The sequence below is a fragment of the Vibrio sp. 1159 genome (assembly GCF_033340395.1).
In the GTDB taxonomy this organism is placed as follows: domain Bacteria; phylum Pseudomonadota; class Gammaproteobacteria; order Enterobacterales; family Vibrionaceae; genus Vibrio; species Vibrio alginolyticus.
The window spans coordinates 275,216-299,672 of record NZ_JAWOWL010000001.1 but is presented as its reverse complement, the minus strand read 5'-3'; the positions used below and the strand labels follow the sequence as shown (position 1 = coordinate 299,672).

21 protein-coding genes and 1 tRNA gene are annotated in these 24,457 nt (G+C 45.3%); 13 read left to right on the top strand and 9 right to left on the bottom strand.

Annotated elements, in window-relative coordinates:
• Nucleotides 1-224: 224 nt before the first annotated feature.
• A complete protein-coding gene (locus R7127_RS01435) occupies nt 225-911 on the bottom strand; it encodes a general secretion pathway protein GspB (RefSeq protein WP_005387437.1) in 687 nt (228 codons plus the stop codon).
• Nucleotides 911-2,527, bottom strand: a complete 1,617-nt coding sequence (locus tag R7127_RS01430; RefSeq protein WP_054574267.1) for an ExeA family protein — start codon at nt 2,525-2,527, stop codon at nt 911-913. Before R7127_RS01430 ends, R7127_RS01435 begins: the two co-directional genes overlap by 1 nt.
• Nucleotides 2,528-2,664: 137 nt before the next feature.
• On the opposite strand from R7127_RS01430, the gene R7127_RS01425 reads away from it, so the two are divergent.
• Entirely contained in the window at nt 2,665-3,885 is a 1,221-nt protein-coding gene (locus R7127_RS01425; RefSeq protein ID WP_005379907.1) for a multifunctional CCA addition/repair protein, read from the top strand.
• A 52-nt stretch (nt 3,886-3,937) separates the two neighbouring features.
• On the opposite strand, the gene R7127_RS01420 is transcribed toward R7127_RS01425, so the two are convergent.
• The 3 genes from R7127_RS01420 to folB are packed head-to-tail and all read right to left on the bottom strand — an operon-like array spanning nt 3,938 to nt 5,594.
• A complete protein-coding gene (locus tag R7127_RS01420; protein ID WP_318141806.1) occupies nt 3,938-4,741 on the bottom strand; it encodes an undecaprenyl-diphosphate phosphatase in 804 nt (267 codons plus the stop codon).
• A 14-nt stretch (nt 4,742-4,755) separates the two neighbouring features.
• Nucleotides 4,756-5,238, bottom strand: a complete 483-nt coding sequence (gene folK / locus R7127_RS01415) for a 2-amino-4-hydroxy-6-hydroxymethyldihydropteridine diphosphokinase (protein ID WP_005387457.1) — start codon at nt 5,236-5,238, stop codon at nt 4,756-4,758.
• Complete coding sequence (gene folB, locus R7127_RS01410) at nt 5,235-5,594, bottom strand: bifunctional dihydroneopterin aldolase/7,8-dihydroneopterin epimerase (protein ID WP_005379859.1); 360 nt, start codon at nt 5,592-5,594, stop codon at nt 5,235-5,237. The genes folK and folB overlap by 4 nt, the downstream gene beginning before the upstream one ends.
• Before the next feature lie 250 nt (nt 5,595-5,844).
• On the opposite strand from folB, the gene plsY reads away from it, so the two are divergent.
• Entirely contained in the window at nt 5,845-6,456 is a 612-nt protein-coding gene (gene plsY, locus R7127_RS01405) for a glycerol-3-phosphate 1-O-acyltransferase PlsY (protein ID WP_005379857.1), read from the top strand.
• 34 nt (nt 6,457-6,490) lie between these two features.
• Here plsY and R7127_RS01400 read toward each other — a convergent pair whose 3' ends face one another.
• Together R7127_RS01400 and tsaD are read right to left on the bottom strand one after the other, a co-directional pair.
• The gene (locus R7127_RS01400) at nt 6,491-7,306 is read right to left on the bottom strand and encodes an alpha/beta fold hydrolase (protein WP_005379855.1); all 816 of its coding nucleotides are present in this window, start codon (nt 7,304-7,306) and stop codon (nt 6,491-6,493) included.
• Between the two features lie 176 nt (nt 7,307-7,482).
• The gene (gene tsaD / locus R7127_RS01395; RefSeq protein WP_206971394.1) at nt 7,483-8,499 is read right to left on the bottom strand and encodes a tRNA (adenosine(37)-N6)-threonylcarbamoyltransferase complex transferase subunit TsaD; all 1,017 of its coding nucleotides are present in this window, start codon (nt 8,497-8,499) and stop codon (nt 7,483-7,485) included.
• 230 nt (nt 8,500-8,729) lie between these two features.
• On the opposite strand from tsaD, the gene rpsU reads away from it, so the two are divergent.
• The 6 genes from rpsU (at nt 8,730) to R7127_RS01365 (ending at nt 14,592) form a co-directional block, all read left to right on the top strand.
• The gene (gene rpsU / locus R7127_RS01390; RefSeq protein WP_001145625.1) at nt 8,730-8,945 is read left to right on the top strand and encodes a 30S ribosomal protein S21; all 216 of its coding nucleotides are present in this window, start codon (nt 8,730-8,732) and stop codon (nt 8,943-8,945) included.
• A 27-nt stretch (nt 8,946-8,972) separates the two neighbouring features.
• Nucleotides 8,973-9,416, top strand: a complete 444-nt coding sequence (locus R7127_RS01385; RefSeq protein ID WP_318141807.1) for a GatB/YqeY domain-containing protein — start codon at nt 8,973-8,975, stop codon at nt 9,414-9,416.
• 149 nt (nt 9,417-9,565) lie between these two features.
• Nucleotides 9,566-11,332: a DNA primase gene (gene dnaG, locus R7127_RS01380; RefSeq protein ID WP_005379719.1), complete on the top strand. Its 1,767-nt coding sequence runs from the start codon at nt 9,566-9,568 to the stop codon at nt 11,330-11,332.
• 99 nt (nt 11,333-11,431) lie between these two features.
• Nucleotides 11,432-13,294 carry an RNA polymerase sigma factor RpoD gene (gene rpoD, locus R7127_RS01375; RefSeq protein WP_005395986.1) on the top strand — a complete coding sequence of 621 codons (1,863 nt, stop codon included), beginning with the start codon at nt 11,432-11,434 and terminating at the stop codon, nt 13,292-13,294.
• Nucleotides 13,295-13,449: 155 nt separating this feature from the next.
• Nucleotides 13,450-13,525 (top strand) — tRNA-Ile (locus tag R7127_RS01370).
• Between the two features lie 263 nt (nt 13,526-13,788).
• A complete protein-coding gene (locus R7127_RS01365; RefSeq protein ID WP_017633488.1) occupies nt 13,789-14,592 on the top strand; it encodes a MetQ/NlpA family ABC transporter substrate-binding protein in 804 nt (267 codons plus the stop codon).
• A 95-nt stretch (nt 14,593-14,687) separates the two neighbouring features.
• On the opposite strand, the gene R7127_RS01360 is transcribed toward R7127_RS01365, so the two are convergent.
• Together R7127_RS01360 and R7127_RS01355 are read right to left on the bottom strand one after the other, a co-directional pair.
• A complete protein-coding gene (locus R7127_RS01360) occupies nt 14,688-14,963 on the bottom strand; it encodes a hypothetical protein (protein WP_005383040.1) in 276 nt (91 codons plus the stop codon).
• 223 nt (nt 14,964-15,186) lie between these two features.
• Nucleotides 15,187-15,906: an SIMPL domain-containing protein gene (locus R7127_RS01355; RefSeq protein WP_130544775.1), complete on the bottom strand. Its 720-nt coding sequence runs from the start codon at nt 15,904-15,906 to the stop codon at nt 15,187-15,189.
• 233 nt (nt 15,907-16,139) lie between these two features.
• On the opposite strand from R7127_RS01355, the gene R7127_RS01350 reads away from it, so the two are divergent.
• The 5 genes from R7127_RS01350 to dhaR all read left to right on the top strand — a co-directional run bounded on the left by R7127_RS01350 (nt 16,140) and on the right by dhaR (nt 24,400).
• Nucleotides 16,140-17,903 (top strand): lysophospholipid acyltransferase family protein, encoded by a 1,764-nt coding sequence (locus R7127_RS01350; RefSeq protein ID WP_258483277.1) that lies wholly within the window; start codon nt 16,140-16,142, stop codon nt 17,901-17,903.
• Between the two features lie 596 nt (nt 17,904-18,499).
• Nucleotides 18,500-20,452 carry a PTS mannitol transporter subunit IICBA gene (locus tag R7127_RS01345; RefSeq protein WP_005379710.1) on the top strand — a complete coding sequence of 651 codons (1,953 nt, stop codon included), beginning with the start codon at nt 18,500-18,502 and terminating at the stop codon, nt 20,450-20,452.
• A gap of 111 nt (nt 20,453-20,563) precedes the next feature.
• The gene (locus R7127_RS01340) at nt 20,564-21,712 is read left to right on the top strand and encodes a mannitol-1-phosphate 5-dehydrogenase (protein ID WP_238966710.1); all 1,149 of its coding nucleotides are present in this window, start codon (nt 20,564-20,566) and stop codon (nt 21,710-21,712) included.
• Nucleotides 21,713-21,798: 86 nt separating this feature from the next.
• A complete protein-coding gene (locus R7127_RS01335) occupies nt 21,799-22,329 on the top strand; it encodes an MltR family transcriptional regulator (protein WP_005379708.1) in 531 nt (176 codons plus the stop codon).
• Between the two features lie 145 nt (nt 22,330-22,474).
• On the top strand, nt 22,475-24,400 hold the full coding sequence (gene dhaR, locus R7127_RS01330) for a dihydroxyacetone kinase operon transcriptional regulator DhaR (RefSeq protein ID WP_318141809.1): 1,926 nt from the start codon (nt 22,475-22,477) through the stop codon (nt 24,398-24,400).
• The last annotated feature ends 57 nt before the right edge of the window (nt 24,401-24,457 follow it).

Here is a 24,457-nt window from a genome sequence, read left to right as displayed (position 1 = left end):
GTCATTACTCCGAAGTTCGTGAAGATGGTGTCTTTTTACACAACGCTGACTGGAATCGCGCTATCAATAGATGAATGATATTGGTGCTATTTAAACGACTGAGAAAATCTATATTTTGCTTGTTTGAGTATCTAAAAATCATCACCAGAATAGATGCAAAAGATGCTCTGAAAAATAAAAAGCCAGCGATATGATTTCGCTGGCTTGATGTGTTTCTACAAGAGTTACCCTTTCCACTCATACAACGCTGGTATACGAATTTGCTCACCTTGGAACTCAACAATCACAGCTTGCGGTTGTATTTCTCTTAGAGTGACCTGATCATCAACGACATCCCCTTGATGATACTCAACATTGTTAATTTTCACCCAACGGCGATTTTCATCACTGGCATACATATGGGTTTGCAAATTAAGCGCAGGTAGACGCCCTTGCCACTGGTGAGCGTTGCGCTCTAAATCGTTCACGCGTGCCGTTTGTGATGACGAATTGTCATCATCTCGGGATAAGGCATTTTCGACCTTCCTAGCTAAATCAGGAGATAATGAGGATAAATCCAGATCATCCAAAGACAACCCGAGGTCCTCTTCAGCAGCAGAAGTCGTTTGGGTTGATGCTGAGTTGCGTGTTTCATCTCTGCTTGGTGTATGGCTCGTGTATTCATCGGGGGTGGTAAATGTACCAAAATCACGCGATAGCTCTGCACTTGGCCACTCTCTTGGCAATTGGGCCAACTGGGTGTTCTCTGGATAGTCCAATACTTTGAAAGGTGATACCACTTCGACCTTTTCTATCGGGGACGTTGTATCTACTTCAACACTCGGTGCAAAGAGATCTAAGTACCAAGCGACTCCGATAGCAGAAGCAGTGATTGGCAGCAAGAACAGACCTATATGTTTCACAGCTGACATTATGCGTCCTCCTTCTCGATTCTCGCCAGTTGAGGCGCATCTGGCTGAACATTTTGCTGAAGTCGGTCTAGCGTTCGCTTACCTGCAATACCATCGACACCAATTCCTTGCCAACGTTGAAATAATTCGACTCGCTCTTTCATCGCACCATCAAAAATAGACGTTTCAAGCAGTGGCTCACTCACCGCTTCTGCTAATAATCGGTCTAATACTTCAATCGCAGGGCCTTCCATGTCTAAACGTAATGTTTCATTCAGCGGAGCATGCCACAGTTCGATAATATTGCCCTGCCACAACGGCTTTAGCCACGAAACTGGCAGACGAAGACGCTGCTTACCATTGAGCACTTCAGCTTGGTCATTACCGACGGCATATAGAATGACATACCCAACATCACCTTGATAATTCAACTCCAAGATCACAGGGCGATTTTGTTGCATCAACAGCGGCCAAGTCGCCATTTTACGCTCACAACGCATAGTCGACTGCGGTTCTGACAAACAAAGATTATCGCGAACCGATGCTTGATATCCCCACAAACGATACAAATCATTTACAGCGAGGTTCGACTGTTTTTGTGTTAACAATAAATCACGCTGCTCATCAGTTAACTGTTGGCTGACGACGGTTGGTGTTGGCTCTACTCTTGGCTCCGTCACTTGTGTCAACCCTGACGTCGCTTGAGCTGGCATATAATTCACGACCGCCCACCCCGTACTTAATGCAGCAATAAGGCCTACCGTGACAGAGCCCCAAGCAGGCCAACGGAAAGTCCGGCGCTCTTTTTTATCTTGCTGATAAATATCTGCCTGAAACTGCATCACCTCTTCACAGGCCTGCTGAACGGTTTGCTTATCCACAACCACATTACCCTGGTGATAACTAATGTTGAGGGATTTGTCACAGATAAGGTTGATGAGCCGCGGTATACCGTGACTGTATTTGGCTATAAGTTTACAAGAAGCACGATTAAACAGTTGCTGGTCGCCACCTGCTGTATGTAGTCGAAATGCGATGTAATCTTCTGTCTCTTTTTCATCCAACGGCAACAGGTGATAACGCCCGGTAATACGCTGGGCAAGTTGGCGTAGTTGTGTTGTTTGTAATAACCGCTGCAATTCAGGCTGCCCGACCAACAACACTTTGAGCAATTTTCTGGTATCGGTTTCCAAGTTGGTCAACAAGCGCAACTGCTCTAGAACGTCGGCAGCAAGGTGTTGAGCCTCATCAATGACCAGCAATGTCTGCCAGCCTGAACGATAATTACGCAGCAAATATTGATGGATAACCTGGTTTAGCTGTTTGAGGTTTGCATCTGGCGGATAGGTGATTTTGAACTCATCACAAATGGCTTCGAGCAAGTCTCTACTCGAAAACGTGGGATTGAGAATAAGACCCGCTTTGGTGTTATCACCCAAATTCGCTAGCATCGCTTTTGCGACGGTCGTTTTGCCTGTACCTACTTCGCCAGTAAGCATAGCAAAGCCACCGCCATCGCCTAGCCCAGCTTGGAGATGTGTGATTGCCTCTTTGTGACGTTGGCTTAAATACAAATAACGTGAGTTTGGAACAATCGAAAATGGTTGTTCGACAAACCCAAAAAAGTCCTTATACATTAGGCTCTCCAGCTAAAAAACCACCTGGGAATAGTCAGACATGGTATAAACGCTCTTCTTCTATTCTTAGGAGTAAAGAAAAGTACCATTGCTTGCTACAATGTCCAACGGCATATCCATAAATTAAGAGGTAATTCGTGCAAGTTTATTTAGTAGGTGGCGCAGTTCGAGATAAATTGCTCGGAATTGATAGTTATGACAACGACTGGGTGGTCGTAGGCGCGACGCCCGAGATGATGCTGTCCCAAGGATACACCGCCGTTGGTAAAGACTTTCCTGTATTTCTGCATCCCAAAAGTAAAGAAGAATATGCCCTTGCACGAACAGAGAGAAAGTCAGGTTCTGGTTACACTGGTTTTGAATGTTTCTTCGATCAAAACGTCACCTTAGAAGAAGATTTGATACGTCGTGATTTAACCATTAACGCGATGGCAATGGAGAGTGATGGCACGATCCATGACCCATATGGTGGCCAGCAAGATCTCAACGATAAACTGCTACGCCATGTATCAGACGCCTTTATTGAAGACCCTCTACGCGTTTTACGTGTCGCTCGCTTCGCAGCGAAGCTTGCTGATCTAAACTTTACGGTTGCCGACGAAACCATGCGGTTAATGCGTCACATGGCAGAGTCCGGAGAGCTGAGCACACTGACTCCCGAGCGTGTTTGGCAAGAATGGCATAAATCTCTCTCTACTCCTCGCCCTGATATTTTCTTATCGGTTCTACGAGACTGTGGTGCATTAACCGTGGTGTTACCTGAAATTGATGCACTATTTGGCGTACCTCAACCTGAGAAGTGGCATCCAGAAATCGATACTGGCATCCATACTTTGATGGTGGCAGAGCAAGCCGCAAAATTGAGTAACTCACTCCCCGTCAGGTTTGCCGCCCAAGTGCATGACTTGGGTAAGGGCGTGACGCCAGAGAGCGAATGGCCAAGCCACAAAATGCATTGCCATACAGGATTAAAACTGATCAAAAAGCTGTGCGAACGTGTCCGGGTACCAAATGAGTTTCGTGATTTAGCCTTGATGGTGTGCGAACAGCACTCCAATATTCATCGCGCGGCTGAACTTAAACCACAAACCATAATTAAAATACTCAATAAACTTGATGTGTGGCGTAAGTCCGAACGTCTACAGGATATCTTGCTTTGCTGCCAAGCGGATCACGCTGGTCGTAAAGGACTGGAAACGCAACCATATCCACAGGCGGATATTTTTAGGCAAGCCTACCAAGCAGCAGCGGCAGTTGACGTTCAAGCCATTATCAAAGAGGGCTTTAAAGGCCCTGCGATTCGTGACGAGCAAGAAAAACGACGTATTGAAGCAGTGAAAGCAGCACTTAAGAAGTAACGAAAAAACAAAAACGCCCGCGGATTTCGCGGGCGTTTTTCGTTAACATCAATTATGCACTTAATAGAAAAGCGAACAAACCGACGCCCAAAATGAGACGGTAAATCACAAACGGTGTCATGCCCATGCGTGAAATCATCTTCAAGAAGAAGTGGATACAGATGTACGCACTGATAAACGATGTGATAATGCCAGTCATTAAGAAACCAACATGGACAGGTTCACCACTGGTCACTAACTTCATGCCTAAGTAGCTACCAGCTAATGTAATGATTGGGATCGACATTAAAAATGAAAAGCGCGCAGCCGCTTCTCGAGTAAAGCCAAGGTAAAGCGCTGCTGTTATGGTCGCCCCTGAACGTGAAGTTCCAGGAACCATCGCTAAGGCTTGAGCAATACCGATAAATACAGCTTTCTTCCAACCCGTTTGGTATTCATCGGCAACGAGTTTAGCGTTTTTGTCTACCCACCATAGCAACAGGCCAAATACGATCGTAGTAGTCGCGATAACGTAAGCGCTACGTAGATACACTTCAATGATGTCTTTCATCAATAAGCCGAACACACAAGCTGGAATCGTCGCAATCACGATCATCCAAGCCAATTTAGCTTCTTTACTGCGATCTCCTTTAAAGATCGAAGCAAATAACGCTTGAAACAAAGTGATTACTTCATGACGAAAATAGATCACGACAGCCATTAATGTACCGACGTGAACAGCAACATCAAAGGCCAGACCTTGATCTTCCCATCCTAAAATAGCGGAAGGCAGGATCAAATGGGCAGAGCTTGAGATAGGCAAAAACTCTGTCAGCCCCTGAATCAGAGCCAAAATAAAGGCTTCAAAATAACTCATGTAAACAACTCAAATTAAAAATGAAAGGAAACGGGTTTGAGCGAATCGACTGGCTGCATAGCATGCCAAATGTCTGCGACTGTGCGTCCATCGCCTGGGATCACTAATTGCGGTTCGAGATCATACAACGGCTTTGTGACAAAAGGATATTTGTAGATATCACTGCGAGGTAGCTCAGGTTTTTTCTTGGAGACGCGCTCACCGAACAACACTATATCGAGATCCAGTGTTCGATCCTGATACTTTTGCGCGTTTTCTTCGCGTCCCCACTTAAATTCAATCTCGCGTAGTTGATGGCTCAACTCTTCTAATGACAACTCGGTACGCATTGCAACGACAAAGTTGTAGAAATTCTTGCTGCTAAAACCAATAGGTTCGCATTCATATATCGGTGATACGAGGAGATTTTCTCCAAGCCGTTGCAGCTCCTGATACGCAGCAAGCACATGTTGCTCTCTTTCTACGTTCGTCCCAACACCGATATAGGTGGTGATCATGCTCGGCCTCGCTCAATCACCACACCAACAGCACGTGCTTGCGGCACGGCGCCAGGCTTCGCTAGGCGGATTTTCACCCAAGGCACTGAGAAACGCAGCATGATAAGCTCTGCTACTTCTTCAGCCACGCGCTCGACCAGTAAGAAACGACCATTTTCAATGTGGTTAAGTACCGCCTCACTCACCTGCGAATAATCCAGTGCATCTTGCACATCATCACTTTTGCCCGCAGGTTTATTATCGTGTGCCATTTCAATATCTAGAACCAACTTTTGTTTGATTTGTTGCTCCCAGTCGTACACGCCAATGGTGGTGATTACTTCTAACTGTTCAATAAAAACTTTATCCAGAGCCATCTTATGTCCTTCTATTACAGAGGTCGGATACCCGTGAGGGGTAATTTGATCGTAGTATTCTATACCTAAGTAACATTTACTTTGGTCATCACAATGTTACTTAGGTATAAACTGCGAAAGCATCTTTATATACAAGAAATCACATAATGCAAGCTCTATCACAGTGAGGATTTCTGCATTATGTAAATTCGGGGTATGATAGCAACTACGCGGGAACCGAGCATTAAATTCCAATCCATCAAGGACTTCTATGGACGCACTGGCACTGATAATGACAATGGCCGCCTATTTATTAGGTTCGGTTTCCAGTGCGGTTTTGATCTGTCGACTCTTAAAACTGCCAGACCCACGCAGTGTGGGATCTAACAATCCTGGAGCAACGAACGTATTGCGTATTGGCGGACGAGGAGCCGCTGTTTCAGTCTTGTTGTGCGATATGCTCAAAGGCACTATCCCCGTGTGGGGCGGATACTTTCTTGGTATCGACCCTATCATTCTTGGCGTCATCGCCATTGCTGCCTGTCTTGGCCACATGTACCCCATCTTTTTCCACTTTAAAGGCGGAAAAGGTGTCGCAACCGCGCTTGGCGCTATCGCTCCGATTGGTTTGGACTTAACAGGATTGGTGATGTTAACTTGGCTGTCAGTAGCCGCGCTATTCCGCTATTCATCCTTAGCGGCTCTCGTCACGGTTTTGGTCACTCCGTTTTATACTTGGATGTTTAAACCGCAATACACGTTACCTGTTGCTATGCTGTGTTGCTTAATCGTATTTAAGCATCATCAAAATATTCGTCGGCTTTTGTCTGGCGACGAGCCAAAAATCGGCGAGAAGAAACTGACACAAAAAAACTCGGCTTAATGCCGAGTTTTTCGTTTAAAGAGGGATGCATTGGTTACGCATGAACTCGATTCAGGAAGTTCAACAACATTTGGTTGACGAACTCCGGCTGTTCTAAACAACTGATGTGTCCCGCTTGCGGAATTTCTACCAACTCACTGCCCGTGATACAGTCTTTCATTAAATACGATTCGAAAACCGGGCGAGGCTTATCTTCACAGCCCACCGCAATTAACGTCGGCAGAGCGAATTTTTCCGAATCTTCAATCACATCACGGCGACCAAACACCATGCGCCCCATGCGAGCTACTTCCACCGCACGCTCACCGTTCAGCTCTTCTAAACTGCGTTTGAATGAAGCGACAAGTTTAGGGTTATCCTGATTTACGTTGTTGGCAAAGAACAGCGGCACAACGGCTTCAATAATTGGCGCAGGCACTGCTTGGACTTGGCTGATGGTATCAAGCATTGCAAAATACTTTTTATACGTAACTTCTGGCTCCCAGCCAATGAAGGTATCCATCAATACCAGTGACTTAACACGTTGCGGCGCTTGAGCCGTTAGCTCAGCTCCCCACATGCCGCCAACAGATAAGCCCACTATCGAGAATTCTTCGATATCTAAATGATCCATCAATGCCAACATATGTTGTGCATAGTCGGCCAATGACTGTGTCGATGCAGGTGCAGCGTCCGATTCACCATGTGCCCAAAGATCTGGCACAATACAACGGAATGACTGGCTTAAAACCTCAACTTGTGGCGCCCACATTTGGCTATCCCAAAGGTAACTATGACCAAATAGAAGCACAGGGCCCTCACCTTTATCTAGATAAGCAAGTTGCTGACCTTCAATTTCAAACTTATTCATTGTTATATCCATTTCTTATTCTTCCACGTCATCCTAGCACTGAAACAATCGCGAACTGATCGCATCAGTCAGAATGTAAAACGAGGCGGTTCATTGAATAATTAAAAATAAAGGCCTCTGAGGAGCAGAGACCTTTATTACAAAGAACCGGTTTCAAACCTACCGCATAAATTTGACTAAGCGACAGGTGTTAGTTGATCAATTGGCCAACGTGGACGAGCCTCTACTGACATATCAGCCACTTCGCCATTCTTCAAGCGCTGCATGCCTGCGTAAGCGATCATCGCACCGTTATCTGTACAGAACTCAGTACGTGGGTAGTAAACTTCGCCGCCAACTTTCTTCGCTAACTTCTCTAACTCAGCTCGCAAACGACGGTTAGCACTCACACCACCAGCAATAACAATACGTTTCATGCCTGTTTGCTCAAGCGCGCGCTTACATTTAATAGCCAACGTAGCACACACAGCTTCTTCAAATGCTAATGCGATGTCCGCGCGAGTTTGCTCGTCATCACCGTTTGCAGCAATCGTGTTAGCCGTAAAGGTTTTTAGACCAGAGAAACTCATGTCCAAACCTGGCACATTCGTCATTGGGCGCGGGAACTTAAAGCGGCCCGGTGTACCTTTTTCCGCCAGTTTAGATAATAGTGGACCGCCTGGGTAATCCAAACCCATTAGCTTCGCTGTTTTATCAAACGCTTCGCCCGCCGCATCATCAATCGACTCACCTAGAATTTTGTACTCACCGATGCCTCTCACCTCCACCATCATAGAGTGACCGCCCGATACTAATACCGCCACAAACGGGAACGGTGGAGGGTTATCTTCCAACATTGGGGCCAATAGGTGACCTTCCATATGATGAACAGGTACCGCTGGCACTCCCCAAGCATAAGCAATACTGCGACCGATAGTCGCACCCACTAATAGCGCCCCAACAAGACCAGGCCCCGCGGTATACGCGACACCATCGATGTCTTTTGAAGTTAAGTTCGCTTCTCTTAGTGCCTCTTTAATAAGAGGAATGGTTTTCTTTACGTGGTCACGTGAAGCCAACTCAGGCACCACACCGCCGTAATCTGCGTGCAGTTTTACTTGGCTGTATAGCTTGTGTGACAAGAGACCGTTTTCATCGTCATAAATTGCGATGCCAGTCTCGTCACAAGAGGTTTCAATACCAATAATGCGCATGGTTTTCTCAGTATGCTTTCTGTATAGAGGAAATTTGGGCGTCATATTACCTCGCCTTGGTGCTGCAAACAAATTTTGTACAGACAATAATCGACAAAAGGCTTTACAAAGTAGTTGTGATCGGATTAAAATTCCGCACCATTTTTGATCAAGCTGGTAAGAGACCTAACAATTGTGATTTGGTCTGTTGAATACCAGCGTTAACGAATAACCCCTGAGGTGAAAGGCATATGCCAGTAGTTAAAGTACGTGAAAACGAACCGTTCGACGTTGCTCTACGTCGTTTTAAGCGCTCTTGCGAAAAAGCAGGTATCCTTTCTGAAGTGCGTCGTCGTGAGCACTACGAAAAACCAACTACAGTTCGCAAACGCGCTAAAGCAGCAGCTCAAAAGCGTCACGCTAAGAAGCTAGCTCGCGAAAACGCTCGTCGCGTTCGCCTGTACTAATAACTGAGCTCCAAAAGGAATTTAGTTATGGCTCTGATTGATCAACTCAAAGAAGAGCAAAAATTAGCGATGAAAGCCAAGGACAAATTGCGCCTTGGTACTATTCGTTTAGCCCTATCAGCAATCAAGCAACGTGAAGTTGACGAACAGATTACTCTGAACGATGACGACATTCTTGCAGTATTGACCAAGATGGTTAAACAACGTCGCGACTCTGTAGCGCAGTTTGAAGCAGCGGGTCGTCAAGATCTTGCTGATGCGGAACAAACAGAAATTACCGTTCTTGAGGACTTTATGCCTCAACCACTGACAGACGAAGAAGTAGCGGCTCTCATCGAGAACGCGATTGCTGAATCTGGCGCAGCTGGCATGCAAGACATGGGCAAAGTAATGGGCGTTCTGAAACCGCAAATTCAAGGGCGTGCAGATATGGGTAAAGTAAGCGGTTTAGTTCGCGCTAAATTGGCTTAAGGTACCCCACCCAATTGCAGCAAGCCGTGCTATCCTTTGGAGCGCACGGCTTGTTTGTATCTGGATGGATGGAATGAAATCAATGGGCAATACGCTCATTCTTTTAAGGCATTCACTCCACTCATCATCTTCTTTTTTTGTTAGGTTTTATGGCTGGACACATCCCTCGCAGTTTTATCGATGACCTTCTAGCTCGACTTGATATTGTCGATATCATCGACGCACGTGTGAAACTTAAGAAAAAAGGCAAAAACTACGGCGCATGCTGCCCGTTCCACAACGAAAAGACACCCTCATTCAGTGTCAGTCAAGAAAAGCAGTTCTACCATTGTTTTGGTTGTGGCGCGCATGGAAATGCCATCGATTTTTTGATGGAATTCGACCGACTAGAATTCGTCGAAGCCATTGAAGAACTCGCTTCATACTTGGGTTTAGATGTTCCTCGCGAACAACGTAGCGGCGGTAATGGTTCGTTTCAATCAGGCCCACAAGCAAGCAGCAGTGAAAAACGTAACCTATACGACTTAATGGGCAGCATTGCTCAATTTTATCGTAACCAACTCAAACAGCCAGCAAGTAAGGTGGCGATTGAGTATCTAAAAGATCGCGGCCTGTCTGGTGAAATCGTCCAGAAGTTTGGCATCGGCTATGTGGCTGATGAATGGGATTTAGTTCGTAAGAACTTTGGCCAGAATAAAGAAAACCAAGACATGCTCGTCACTGGCGGCATGTTGATTGAAAACGATAAAGGCAACCGCTACGACCGATTCCGTGGTCGAGTGATGTTTCCTATTCGAGACAGACGCGGTCGAGTAATAGGCTTTGGTGGTCGAGTATTAGGTGATGGGACACCAAAATATCTCAACTCACCCGAAACCCCGATATTTCATAAAGGTAAAGAGTTGTATGGCCTTTATGAAGTACTACAAGCGTACCGTGAGCCACCACAAATTTTAGTGGTTGAAGGCTATATGGATGTTGTCGCGCTTGCTCAATATGGCGTAGATTATTCCGTTGCCTCATTGGGAACCTCGACAACGGGCGATCACTTGCAAGTGTTATTCAGGCAAACAAGCACCGTCGTGTGTTGTTATGACGGTGACCGCGCAGGCCGTGAAGCCGCGTGGCGTGCCATGGAAAATGCATTGCCTTACCTAACGGATGGTCGCCAGTTAAAATTCATGTTTTTGCCGGATGGAGAAGATCCCGACTCTTATATCCGACAAAACGGAAAACAAGCATTTGAGCAGCAAGTGTCTAATGCGATGCCCTTGTCTGAATTCATGTTCAGCTCATTGACTCAGCAGGTCGATATGAGCACGAAAGAAGGCATGGCAAAACTGAGTACTCTTGCGGTTCCTCTCATTGATAAAGTCCCTGGCGGCACTTTAAGACTATACTTGAGAGAATTGCTTGGCCGCCGTTTGGGTTTGGTTGATGAACGCCAACTACAGCAGCTAATTTCAAAACAAGGTAAAGAGGATAAAAGGCCTCAACCTCATAAAGAAATCAAGCGAACGCCGATGCGAGAAGTGATCGCGTTACTGATTCAAAACCCACAATACGTAAGTATGGTGCCAGATCTAACTAGCGTTAGAGATTTGCCCATTCCTGGTCTAAGTTTATTTGTTGATGTACTTGATAAATGCCAAGCGCATCCCCATATCAACACAGGCCAATTATTAGAGCATTGGCGAAACAGCCAAAATGAGACCCTTCTGTCTCGTCTCGCGAGTTGGGACATTCCACTCGATGAGGACAACCAAGAAGAAATCTTTTTAGACTCACTGGATAAAATTATTGCCCAGTGCGTAGAAAAACAAATTGAAAACCTGCAGGCCAAAGCAAGAAGTGTCGGTTTATCAGCCGAAGAGAAAAGGGAGCTGCTAGCACTTATGCTAGATTTAAAAGCGTAACCCTGTTTAATTAGTCAGCAACGATTTAATTTGTTATAGTAAGTGGTTTGCATTTCGCATACTGATTCCTTCACCAGATTACGAAGTTGGATACCGTCTATGGATCACAATCCGCAGTCACAGCTAAAGTCACTTGTTATTAAAGGCAAGGAACAAGGCTATCTGACCTACGCCGAAGTAAATGACCACCTACCTGCTGAAATCGTAGATTCAGAACAGGTAGAAGACATCATTCAGATGATCAACGACATGGGCATTAAGGTAGTAGAAACTGCTCCTGATGCTGATGATTTAGCACTGAACGATGACACAAATATTACCGATGAAGATGCAGCCGAAGCTGCAGCCGCTGCACTTTCTAGCGTAGAGAGTGAGATTGGTCGTACAACAGACCCAGTACGTATGTACATGCGTGAGATGGGTACTGTCGAACTTCTAACTCGCGAAGGCGAAATCGACATCGCAAAACGTATTGAAGAAGGTATTAACCAAGTTCAATCGTCTGTTGCTGAATACCCAGGCACAATTCCGTACATTCTTGAGCAATTTGACAAAGTTCAAGCTGAAGAACTACGTCTTACAGACCTAATTTCAGGTTTTGTAGATCCAGATGCTGACGACACCGCAGCACCAACGGCAACACACATCGGTTCTGAACTGACTGAATCTCAGTTAGAAGAAGAAGACGATGAAGACGTTGATGATGACGAAGATAGCGATGACGATTCAGATGATTCTGAAGAAGATGTAGGTATCGATCCTGAATTAGCGCTAGAGAAATTCAACCAACTACGCAGCACCTATCAAAATCTTCAATTAGCAATCAACGAGTACGGCTATAACAGCCCGAAAGCAACCGTTGCTAATGAAATGATGCTAGACGTATTCCGCGAGTTTCGTCTAACGCCTAAACAGTTTGATCACCTAGTGAATGAACTGCGTACTGCTATGGATCGCGTTCGTACACAAGAGCGTCTGATCATGAAGTCAGTGGTTGAATACGGCAAAATGCCGAAGAAATCATTCATCGCGCTGTTCACTGGTAATGAATCAAGTGAAGCTTGGCTGGATGAAGTTCTTGCTTCAGACAAGCCATACGCTGAAAAGATCAAACGTAACGAAGAAGAAATCCGTCGTTCAATCGCTAAGCTAAAAATGATTGAAGAAGAGACTTCTCTAAACGTACAGAACATTAAAGACATCAGCCGTCGTATGTCTATCGGTGAAGCAAAAGCTCGCCGTGCGAAGAAAGAGATGGTTGAAGCGAACTTGCGTCTTGTAATTTCTATCGCGAAGAAATACACCAACCGTGGCCTACAGTTCTTGGATCTGATCCAGGAAGGTAACATCGGCCTGATGAAAGCGGTAGATAAGTTCGAATATCGTCGTGGTTACAAGTTCTCGACTTACGCAACGTGGTGGATCCGTCAGGCAATCACTCGTTCAATCGCGGACCAAGCACGTACGATTCGTATCCCGGTACACATGATCGAAACGATCAACAAGCTAAACCGTATTTCTCGTCAAATGTTGCAAGAGATGGGTCGCGAGCCACTACCGGAAGAACTGGCAGAGCGCATGCAAATGCCAGAAGACAAGATTCGTAAAGTTCTAAAAATCGCTAAAGAGCCTATCTCAATGGAGACACCAATCGGTGACGACGAAGATTCGCATCTAGGTGATTTTATCGAAGATACAACGCTAGAACTTCCGCTAGATTCTGCAACAGCAACTAGCCTTAAAGTGGCAACAAAAGACGTGCTTGCAGGTCTAACACCACGTGAAGCGAAAGTACTTCGTATGCGCTTTGGTATTGACATGAACACTGACCATACTCTAGAAGAAGTTGGTAAGCAGTTCGACGTTACTCGTGAGCGTATCCGTCAGATCGAAGCAAAAGCACTACGTAAACTTCGTCACCCAAGCCGCTCAGAGACTCTGCGCAGCTTCCTAGACGAATAATCGCAGCGCATACAAGCTTTTAGAAATCAAAAAAGGTGACTTTAGGTCACCTTTTTTATTATCTACTGTTCTAAGTGGATAAAAACTAAGCGCAATTGCCCTAGTTGGTATCTAGACACCTTGCAACGCTTCCCCTATAATCGTTGTCCTATTAAGGCCCCTTAGCTCAGTGGTTAGAGCAGTCGACTCATAATCGATTGGTCCGCAGTTCAAGTCTGCGAGGGGCCACCATATTTCGAAAGGCGTAGCAGGTTAATACCTACTACGCCTTTTTTGTATCTTATATCTTTGGGTACAGTTTCGGTTGCGGTAACTCGTCATTAACCTCGTAATAGCTTTTCCTCTTCCCCTTTTCTTTAACTATTATCTGGCTTTCTATATGTAGCAATGAAACAAAATGTCCGCTCGTGATTTAAACCATTGACCCTCAGACAACTTCTGATAGGATGGACATACAAACGTATAGACGTCTAAAACAAAAAAATGGAGCTACAATGAAAAGTATTGGTCACTTAAAGAAACTAGCTTTGATTCTCACGGCAGTAGTCGGCTTAAGCGCTTGTGGAGAAAAAGATGACTCTGTCATTAAAGTGGGCGCGACAGTTGGACCACATGCACAAGTAGTCGAGGCGGTAGCGAAGGAGGCAGCGAAGCAAGGTTTGAATGTCGAAGTCATTGAGTTTTCTGACTACGTGACACCTAATGCCGCTCTTAGCGATGGTAGCATCGATATTAATAGCTATCAGCACCAGCCATTTTTAGACAACTTCAACAGTAGCCATAACGCCCAATTAGTATCAATTGGTCAGTCCATTCTTATGCGTATGGGGCTTTATTCCAATAAGTATCGCTCACTGCAAGAGCTTCCAAACAATGCACGTATAGCGCTTCCAAATGACCCTACCAACGGTGGTCGTGGTCTGTTGCTACTCGCCGATGCAGGTTTAATTGAGCTGAAACAGGGTGTTGGCCATAAAGCCGCCCTAACTGATATCACAAAAAACGCAAAATCATTTGAATTTGTCGAGGTAGATGCCGCTCAGCTACCAAGAACATTAGATGATGTGGACGCGGCTGCGATTACAATGAACTACGTAATGTCTTCTGGTTTAGATCCGAAGAAACAAAGTATCTATCTTGAAGCAAAAGACGCCCCATTAGCAGTCATGGTCATCGCCACTCGTGACGCAGACAAAAATAATGAAGCGTATAAAAAGTTCGTTTCTATTTATCAATCTCAAGCGATTCGTGATTATCTCGATCGCACTTTCAAAGGCACAATCGAAGCAGCTTTTTAATCAATAAAGCAGCGAATACTTTGCCCCACGAATCAGATAGAAAAGAGGCTAATGTTTTCTCATAGCCTCTTCTTTTCATTACTCACTAAATCGACTCATTGTCGACTTTCAGCCTCTAACTTCATTGCCAAATAAGCTTGGTCAGCAGAAACCAATTCAGGACGGTTAATCAACTTCCAGAGGAAGTATGGTGGGATTAAAAATACGATGAAGTAGAGAGATTCATGGAAGAAAACATCGGCTATCGTTTGCTGATGCTCCCAAAGTGCCGTCAGTGCGAAGAGCTCTAACATCACGCCTAATACGCCAAAGACGACAGAGACAACAATCGCTAAACCCAGTAGTTCTCTAATAAAGTGCTTGTATGCCATGATACTAATTCCTTCTAGCAATAAGTCATACTAACTTACGCTCATAAGAAACAAGTGAGCTTGATTATTATCAAACTCCCCTCATCACTGTTAAGAACTTAGTTTTATAAAAAAGTACTTGTATATAGCGTCAGCGAAGACTGATTTCCCTATCACAGAGCATAGATACCTCTACAAACAGAGGGTGATGGAACGACCAACTATTGGCTATATGAGCGCAACTTTAATCAGATAAGTAATATTGAACCGTCGATACCACTCGTACTTTCTTAATGTAAGGCGTGTTGCTATCTCGGTCATAAATCGAGAACTGCCCTTGCGTGGCACGTTTGATCTTACCCAGTGAACTCTGTGAGTCTTTCGCAAACTTTTGCGCCACTTCACGCGCATTCTTAGTCGCTTCTTCGATCATGTCTGGCTTCACATCATTCAGCTTAGTAAAGCTGTACTCAACACGATTTGCATAAGGATCTTGGTTAAGCAAAACGCCTTGTTTTCCTAACTCACCTATTTCATTGATTGCCGCTCGAACAACATCAACACTCTGGCTGTAAACCGTAACGGTTCGCGAGGCCAAATAACGATACTCAATGTCTTGCTCGCTCCCATATTGCTGTGCTTTTCTGTCAATGACCGCTGGGGAAGAAAGGGAAACGCTGGTTTCAGGAAGCCCTTTGGCACTTAGAAAGTCCAAAATCAAACGGGTTTGCTGGTCAATTTCATCAAACATGGCTCCCATATCATTACTCGCTAGAGTAAATTGAATCGGCCAAATCACCGTATCAGCAGGATACTCACGCTCCGACAAACCTTTTACTGTCACGACTCTTTCATAGGCTCGGTATTTCACCGCCGTCTGCTGCATAAAATAGCCAAGGATGCCAAGACCAAGTATCAAACTTAGCCCAATCCAAAGTGCTGCTTTATTGGAAACTCGTTCCATTATTTCCCCCTGATAAATATCAACTTAGCTTAATCTTTGTTCTAGATAAGATAGCCTATCTATTGTTTTAAGAGGGAGACATAACGCGAGTTTTGATTCATAGCACAGTGATATACCGTTTTCTTTAGTCAATAAAGCTTCATTGGTTTGTCACCAAAGGCTCATGCTTTTGCCTCTTAACTGTCATCTGTAATTTCTACTATCCAATCAGCAACTTGTACGCTGAGGTAAATATGGATAGTTCAACCCCTTTTCGTCTCCCTCGTAAAACGCCGTTTGGCATTGGTGAAAACGTTGCTGAATGGGCAACCGGTTTAAACCAGCTTGATAAGTTCTACGCTCAACGCCCCGTTAATGCCGATACCAAAACTTTTCTCCGCTTCACGTTGGATATTTTAGGTATCGATTATCGCATTGCTCATGGTTCACTCGACTCAGTGCCTAAACAAGGTGCTACCGTCATTGTGGCGAACCACCCGCTTGGTTGTGTGGAAGGCGTCATCTTGGCCGAACTCTTGTTGATGGTACGAGACGATATCCAAATTCTAGCCAATCAATACCTGAAAACCGTACCAGAGTTAGATCAGCTCTTCATTGGTGTCGATGTGTTTGAAGGCAAAGACGCCGTCAAATCAAATATGAAGGCCCTCAGAGCGGCTAATAAACACCTCGCAAGTGGCGGCTTATTGCTTGTCTTTCCTGCCGGTGAGGTTTCCCAGTTAGTCGATGCCAAACAGCAACGCTTGGAAGACAAAGCGTGGAGTCGAAGCGTAAGTAGCCTAATTCGCAAAAACAAAGCAACGACAGTTCCAGTATTCATCAGTGGTCAGAACTCGAAACGCTTCTATATGGCAGGGAAAATCCATCCACTTTTGCGTACCCTACTGCTTGGTCGAGAGTTGCTAAACAAACATGCGCAAACCATCGATTTATCTTTTGGCCAAGTGATCAAATTCAAAGAGATCAACACACTTAACGATGATCAAGTGGTGAACTATTTGCGGCTCAACACTTACTTGCTCAATCGTGAAACCCATTCAGTGAAGCCTTCTTCTTCATCAGAAATGCTCTCTCCAATAGCGGCAGGGTTACCCGTAGGCGAATTGCTTGAAGAGCTGAACAACTTACCAAAAGAGTCCAAGCTGCTAACAAGTGGTGAGTTCGATGTTTACTGCACGGAGTCGCAGAGTATCCCTTCCCTACTGCATGAAATTGGTCGCCTACGTGAGCTCAATTTCCGACAAGTTGGCGAAGGGACGGGACTAGCAATAGACATTGACCATTTCGATCATGATTACCTGCATCTGTTTGTGTGGGACAGAGAGAATCAATGCTTGGTGGGCGCGTATCGTTTAGGTCTGGTTGATCAACTGATTGAAAAGCGCGGCGTAGCAGGTCTGTATTCACGAACGTTGTTTAACTATGACCAACGCTTTATCGACCAAATGGGTAAATCCATTGAGATGGGGCGCTCTGTGATTGCACAGCAATATCAAAAGAGCATGAGCGCGCTACTGCTGCTGTGGAAAGGCATCGCAACGTTCGTGCATCAAAACCCAGATTACACTCACCTATTTGGTCCGGTAAGCATTAGCAACGATTATAGCGATACTGCACGTCAATTACTGGCTCAATCAATGACACTGCACCACTACGACAACAATTGCGCAGAGTACGTCACACCTTCTAACCCACTTCCTGAGCACCACCGTGACTGGAACACCAGCATGCTCACTGCTCTGGGTGATTTACAGCTATTGTCACGTGTCATTGCCAGAATCGATGAAGGGAAAGGAGTGCCCGTTTTGCTGCGTCAGTACTTAAGCCTCAATGGCAAGCTGGTATGCTTCAACGTCGACCCTGAATTCAATAACGCTCTAGATGGATTGATTATGGTGGATTTGCGCGATGTTCAAGAAAAGACGTTGGCAAGGTATATGGGACGCGAGCAAGCTCATGACTACCTCGTCTATCATACTAATAGCAACGATGATTAAGAACAGTGATTAAGTAGAGAGTTGGGAATCACAAGAAGAACCGTGTGGCGACTCTCTTTATTTACCCTTTCATCAACTAATTAGGCGTGCTCCGTGAAGTGCGCCGAAAAGACTCTTATAGATACAATCTATCGAAAGATCTAGATAGCATTTATCTCACCAATTCCGTCACAAACTTTCACAAAAAAACAAAAACAGATCCAGGTCACACTTTAAATCCACCACAACTCAACACAAAACGTGACATTGATCATCACAGGCATTTAATTCGAATTTCAAAAAAAATCAAAAGTGATCAGAGTCACAAAGTATTTTGATTTTAAATTTGTCAGAAGATCGAATTGATCACTAAGATTTTTATTGACAGATTTAAAAGTGGCTTTTTGTTATTAAGTTACAAGTTAATAAGTTGAACTTAGTCACTTAAAAACCGTTTCTCAGCCTAAGAAATGCGGGCGTAGATCACGAAAAACCCGTTGTCAGTTCCAATTGGAAAATGTGTGGTAAATTGATTGGGTACTAAGCAATCAAACAAACGGTTTTGGCGAACCGTTTACTACAACAAGATTCATCAGAACATCGAACGGGGAATTGTTATGATATCACCAGATGCCAAGATCAAGATACAAAATTTTGGTCGTTTTCTGTCAAACATGGTAATGCCAAACATCGGCGCGTTTATCGCGTGGGGCTTTATCACTGCTCTATTTATCCCAACTGGATGGCTACCAAACGAAACGTTAGCCTCTATGGTTGGCCCAATGATTACTTACTTGCTGCCACTACTTATCGGTTACACCGGTGGTAAATTAGTTGGTGGCGATCGTGGTGCGGTAGTCGGTGCAATCACAACAATGGGTGTGATTGTCGGCACAGACATCCCAATGTTTATGGGCGCAATGATGGTCGGCCCAATGGGCGGCTGGGCTATCAAGAAATTCGATAACTACATCGATGGTAAAGTAAAAAGTGGCTTCGAGATGTTGGTTAACAACTTCTCTGCGGGCATCATCGGCATGCTATGTGCGATCCTTGCTTTCATCTTTATCGGTCCATTCGTAAAAATTCTTTCTGGTGGCTTGGCGGCAGGCGTTAACTTCCTAGTTTCTGCTCACCTACTACCACTGACTTCAATCTTCGTTGAACCTGCGAAGATCCTGTTCCTAAACAACGCGATCAACCACGGTATCTTCTCTCCACTGGGTATCCAACAAGCGTCTGAGACAGGTCAATCGATCTTCTTCCTAATCGAAGCAAACCCAGGTCCTGGTCTAGGTATCCTGCTAGCTTACATGGTGTTTGGTAAAGGTACGGCTCGTCAAACTGCAGGTGGTGCATCAATCATCCACTTCTTCGGCGGTATCCACGAGATTTACTTCCCATACATCCTAATGAACCCTCGCCTAATCCTTGCGGCTATCGCAGGCGGTATGACTGGCGTATTCGTTCTAACTATCTTTAACGCAGGTATCGTTTCTCCAGCATCACCAGGTTCAATCTTTGCAATCTTGTTGATGACTCAGAAAGGCTCAATCGTTGGTGTTCTAGCGTCTATCGCAGCAGCAACAGGTGTGTCATTCGCGGTAGCAGCACTACTAATGAAGACACAAACGTCCACAGAAGAAGACGGTGATGAAGCAGCACTAGAAAAAGCAACATCACAAATGAAAGACATGAAATCTGCATCTAAAAACGATGCGGTGGTAAACAGCCAAAGCAAAGGTGACGTAGACCTAGCGACAGTACAAAGCATCATTGTCGCTTGTGATGCGGGCATGGGCTCGAGTGCAATGGGCGCGAGCATGCTACGCAAAAAGGTTCAAGACGCAGGTCTGAACATCCACGTAACCAACCTTGCCATTAACAGCTTACCAGAGAGTGCAGATATCGTGATTACTCATAAAGACTTAACGGATCGTGCACGTAAGCATGCTCCAAACGCACACCACATTTCATTGACTAACTTCCTAGACAGCGAAATGTACAACCAGCTAGTCACCAAACTACTAGCCGCACAAAACCAATCCGCAGCCAATGACGACCAAATGGTAAAAGTGTCGCTCGTGGCAGCAAACGACGACAACTTCGAGCCACAGCAAACGTCGGTGTTCCAAATCCAGCGTGAGAACATTCACCTAGGTTTGAAAGCTGCCAACAAAGAAGAAGCGATTCGCTTCGCGGGCAACAAGTTGGTCGAACTTGGCTACGCAGAACCAGAATACGTAGACGCGATGTTTGAGCGTGAAGCATTGGTTCCAACTTACCTAGGCGAATCTATCGCAGTGCCTCACGGCACGGTAGAAGCGAAAGACCGCGTGAAGAAAACCGGCATTGTAATCTGCCAATACCCATCGGGTATCCAATTTACTGAAGACGACGATGATGTAGCGAAACTGGTTATCGGCATTGCCGCTAAGAACGATGAGCACATCCAGGTGATTACCACCATTACGAACGCGCTCGATGAGCCGGAGGCAATTGAGAAGCTAACCAGCACCAACGATGTGGAAGAGATTCTAAACATCCTTGGCGGTCAACAAGCGGCTTAATTACCCCTTTAATTTGCTCCTGAGGCAAATGAGGTCAGCTGTCACCCCCTATGCGGTTGGCCTCCCCCTAGTTTCGTAAGTCAACATTTTAGACATTGGTAGGTAAGAATTATGAAAAACGCAGTTCATTTTGGCGCAGGTAACATTGGTCGTGGCTTCATCGGTAAACTATTAGCAGACGCAGAAGTCGAGGTGACATTCGCAGACGTTGACGCTCCACTCGTCGACCAACTGAGTCACAAGCAAGAATACAAAGTAAAAGTGGTCGGTACTGAGTGCCAAATCGACACAGTAACTCACGTCACCGCAGTAAACTCAGCCAGTGAAGATGTCATTGACCGCATTGTAAAAACCGACTTGGTAACAACAGCGGTTGGCCCTAACGTACTGGACATCATTGCAAAAACCATCGCTACCGGCATTGCTAAACGCCTTGCAGCAGGTAACGATAAACCATTGAACATCATAGCGTGTGAAAACATGGTTCGTGGCACCACACACCTAAAAGGTGAAGTGTACAAACACTTGGATGAATCATTGCACGCGAAAGCAGACGAGTTGGTTGGCTTTGTCGATTCAGCGGTAGACCGTATCGTACCACCAGCAGAAGCGGCGAACGATGACCCACTAGAAGTCACTGTAGAGAGTTTTAGCGAATGGATTGTGGATGAGCAGCAATTCAAGGGCGAAATCCCTGACATAGCTGGCATGGAAAGAACCAACAACCTAATGGCATTCGTAGAACGCAAGCTGTTCACTCTCAATACTGGTCACTGCATTACCGCTTACCTAGGTTGCTTGAAAGGCCATCGCACCATTCGTGAAGCAATTGAAGACCCAAGCATTCACGCTGAAGTAAAACAGGCGATGCAAGAGAGTGGTGAAGTGCTGATCAAACGTTACGGCTTCGACCGTGACATGCACAACGCCTACATCGAGAAGATTTTAGGACGCTTTGCCAACCCATACTTAGTGGATGAGGTGGATCGCGTAGGTCGTCAACCAATTAGAAAATTGGGTGCAAACGATAGATTAGTGAAGCCTTTACTCGGTACAATTGAGTATGGCACTGAAAATCAAACACTTTTGAAAGGCATTGCCGCTGCGTTGAAGTACACTAACGACACTGACCCACAAGCCGTAGAGCTACAAAACTCATTAAAAGAAGTGGGTGTGAAGAAGACGCTAGCGACATACACAGGTCTTGCAGAAGACAGTGATGAAGTGGCTCAAATCGAGACACTTTACAACCAACTTTGATTTACCTAGGGGAGCTTGGCTCCCCTTCTATGTCCTTCTCTGCTTGAAGAGTTGGGATAGCTAATAATTAGAAATGTATTCAGTATATGGCAGATAACATCAACGAAACCGAGATCATTGAGCGATTAAACAGCGCCCCATCGGTACGAGGCTTTTTCATTGCAGCAGTCGACGTTTTTAACGATTCGATCGACGGGTTAGTGCAAAGAATCTTTCGTAAAGATAACTTCGCTGTTCAATCGGTTGTCGGTCCGCTGCTACAAGACTCTGGACCGCTGGGCGATCTGTCTGTTCGTTTGAAGTTATTGTTTGGCTTGGGAGTGCTCCCCGATGACATTTACCACGACATCGAAGACATCATCAAACTCAAAAACCAACTCAATAGTGACGCTTCAGATTACGAATTCACTGACCCGAATATTCTAGAACCAATTAAGAAACTGCACTTGGTGAAGAAAATGGGCATGGTGCAACTGGAAGTCAGCGAACCAGATGACGACATCGACCTTGAGTTTTATCAGCTACAACTGCAACGTCAACAACAAATCATTAAGTCAGGGCTCTCACTTGCCATTGTCGAGATTTGCAATGAGCTCGGCAAAGACAGCCCTTTTTAATCGAAAAACTGGCACGGAAGCCTCCTCAACTCGCCCCTCTTTTTGCACATTCTTCTATACAACGTGCGTGAAAGCCATCACAGTCCATATTCCGATGTCTCTGTAACATCAGACCAATCTATCGCTAGTATTGAAACGGTATCGCATGCTTTCAATCGAAGACACTAAAACTAAGTGGGAGTTTTTCCAGAAACACCACTGGGTATCTCCAGAATTTTCCCGCACTCCCGTCCTCGAGTCGTGGGAGCGTTGCATAAAGCAATGCAGCCCTTACACCTGGTCAAAACCACATATTGCCTCTGGATTTACCTTCTCATCTCTAATGAAGCGCAACGAACATCTCATCGAATGCGCCACGACCGTACTTGAAGATACGTACGATATGCTTGGTGACGAAGACCTGGTATTGATGGTAACCGATGGCAACGGCTGCATTCTATCTGTTGTGGGACATGACTCAATGCGACAAGAGATGCAAGCGCTCGGCATAAAACAAGGCTGTTTTCTCTCCGAAGGAAAGATAGGCACAAATGCAGTCAATCTCTGTATTAGTACTCATATCCCGTGTGAAGTTTTCGCAGCAGAACATTTCAATCGCCACTTACATCCTTATGCCTCTGTAGCGGCGCCTGTTTTCGACCAGTTTGGCAAGTTACGCGGCACAACATGCCTTCTCAAAAAAGCAGAGAGCTATAAGAAAGAAGACTTAGTCATCATCGCGTCGAGCGCGAAAGAAGTCAGCTTGCAAATCCACATTCAGTCGGAACAAGAAAACATGAACCGCCTCACTTGTGCGCATAACGCAACGTTAGAGTGCATGGATGACGGCCTTCTGGCCTGGGATGAAGAAAGCCGTATAACCATGGTAAATCACCAGTCCGAGCGTTTGTTAAACATTGAAGCCAGTCAGGTCTTGGATAAAGAAGTCTTTTCTGTTTTGCGCTTCCCACCGAATGTCCTTACTAGTATTGAGTCAGGTGCGAGCATAAACCGTAAACTCACAACGGTAGAGGTTCGTGGCGAGTTTGTTGAAGCGATCATCACCTTGCGTCCACTCAACGACGGCACACACTTATTGTTCTTGCACCCTATCGATAAAATTCGCGAACTTGCTCAACAACAAATAGGTGGCAGTGCGCGCTATACGTTCAGCACTTTGCCTGTCATTTCACGAAAAATGAAGCATGTCATTACCGTGGCAAAACGGGCCATAAAGTCCAAATCACCAATTCTAATTACAGGTGAAGAAGGCGTAGGAAAAGCCACTCTCGCCATGGCGATTCATAACGAAAGCACCTACAAAGAAGGGCCATTCATTACGCTCAACTGTCGCTCCATCAATACAGAGCAACTGGTCAAAGAAACCCTGGGATACGACGAGGGGCAAGGCATGCCTTCAAAGTTTGAGCTCGCCCATGGCGGTACGCTCTTTTTAGAAAAGGTGGAATATCTGTCGCCCGATTTACAAGCCGTGCTACTTAAGTTGTTAAAAACTGGGCTCGTCAGCCGCAGCGACAGTTTGCGATTGATCCCCGTAGACTTTCAACTTATCACCAGCACCTCTTCAGAGATCAGCGAGTATGTCACTCAGCGCTCATTTGGTCGGCAACTTTATTATGAAATCTCCTCGAACGAGCTGCATATTCCACCACTACGAAAGCGTAAAGAAGACATTGAATTTCTCGTCCAGCAGCTTATCAGCCATTACGAACGCCGCCACAATGTGACTATCTCGATAGAGCCAGTCGCACTGGAAGCGTTGATGAATTTTCGTTGGTCAGGCAACAACTCTGAATTAAGAAATCGAACTGAGCGAATTTTGCTTAACCGCAGTTCCAACTTAATCAAGCTGAACGATATTCCTGAAGACATTAAACTGAATTCTCGCCATACCGCAGAAAATACGCCAGTAATCACGTTAGAAGAAGCCGAGAGAAGAGCGATTGTTCAGGCTTGGAATCAGTGTGATGGCAAAATGCATGATATGGCGAAAGCATTGCAAATTGGCCGCACGACCTTATGGAGAAAAATTAATAAGTTTGGGCTGCAGGAGCAAATGAAGCTGTATTAAGTCGTGAATTGGCGTTCCTATAACAAAAGTAAAACCGGCGTAAGCACGCCGGTACAG

Bases quoted from the DNA above. Each gene is read 5' to 3' on its own strand.
- R7127_RS01430 (WP_054574267.1), bottom strand. From the start codon at position 2,527: ATGTATAAGGACTTTTTTGGGTTTGTCGAACAACCATTTTCGATTGTT.
- dnaG (WP_005379719.1), top strand. From the start codon at position 9,566: ATGGCTGGACACATCCCTCGCAGTTTTATCGATGACCTTCTAGCTCGA.
- R7127_RS01365 (WP_017633488.1), top strand. From the start codon at position 13,789: ATGAAAAGTATTGGTCACTTAAAGAAACTAGCTTTGATTCTCACGGCA.
- plsY (WP_005379857.1), top strand. From the start codon at position 5,845: ATGGACGCACTGGCACTGATAATGACAATGGCCGCCTATTTATTAGGT.
- R7127_RS01350 (WP_258483277.1), top strand. From the start codon at position 16,140: ATGGATAGTTCAACCCCTTTTCGTCTCCCTCGTAAAACGCCGTTTGGC.
- R7127_RS01385 (WP_318141807.1), top strand. From the start codon at position 8,973: ATGGCTCTGATTGATCAACTCAAAGAAGAGCAAAAATTAGCGATGAAA.
- R7127_RS01400 (WP_005379855.1), bottom strand. From the start codon at position 7,306: ATGAATAAGTTTGAAATTGAAGGTCAGCAACTTGCTTATCTAGATAAA.
- dhaR (WP_318141809.1), top strand. From the start codon at position 22,475: ATGCTTTCAATCGAAGACACTAAAACTAAGTGGGAGTTTTTCCAGAAA.
- R7127_RS01420 (WP_318141806.1), bottom strand. From the start codon at position 4,741: ATGAGTTATTTTGAAGCCTTTATTTTGGCTCTGATTCAGGGGCTGACA.
- R7127_RS01345 (WP_005379710.1), top strand. From the start codon at position 18,500: ATGATATCACCAGATGCCAAGATCAAGATACAAAATTTTGGTCGTTTT.
- tsaD (WP_206971394.1), bottom strand. From the start codon at position 8,499: ATGCGCATTATTGGTATTGAAACCTCTTGTGACGAGACTGGCATCGCA.
- rpsU (WP_001145625.1), top strand. From the start codon at position 8,730: ATGCCAGTAGTTAAAGTACGTGAAAACGAACCGTTCGACGTTGCTCTA.
- R7127_RS01340 (WP_238966710.1), top strand. From the start codon at position 20,564: ATGAAAAACGCAGTTCATTTTGGCGCAGGTAACATTGGTCGTGGCTTC.
- R7127_RS01435 (WP_005387437.1), bottom strand. From the start codon at position 911: ATGTCAGCTGTGAAACATATAGGTCTGTTCTTGCTGCCAATCACTGCT.
- R7127_RS01355 (WP_130544775.1), bottom strand. From the start codon at position 15,906: ATGGAACGAGTTTCCAATAAAGCAGCACTTTGGATTGGGCTAAGTTTG.
- R7127_RS01360 (WP_005383040.1), bottom strand. From the start codon at position 14,963: ATGGCATACAAGCACTTTATTAGAGAACTACTGGGTTTAGCGATTGTT.
- folK (WP_005387457.1), bottom strand. From the start codon at position 5,238: ATGATCACCACCTATATCGGTGTTGGGACGAACGTAGAAAGAGAGCAA.
- rpoD (WP_005395986.1), top strand. From the start codon at position 11,432: ATGGATCACAATCCGCAGTCACAGCTAAAGTCACTTGTTATTAAAGGC.
- R7127_RS01335 (WP_005379708.1), top strand. From the start codon at position 21,799: ATGGCAGATAACATCAACGAAACCGAGATCATTGAGCGATTAAACAGC.
- folB (WP_005379859.1), bottom strand. From the start codon at position 5,594: ATGGCTCTGGATAAAGTTTTTATTGAACAGTTAGAAGTAATCACCACC.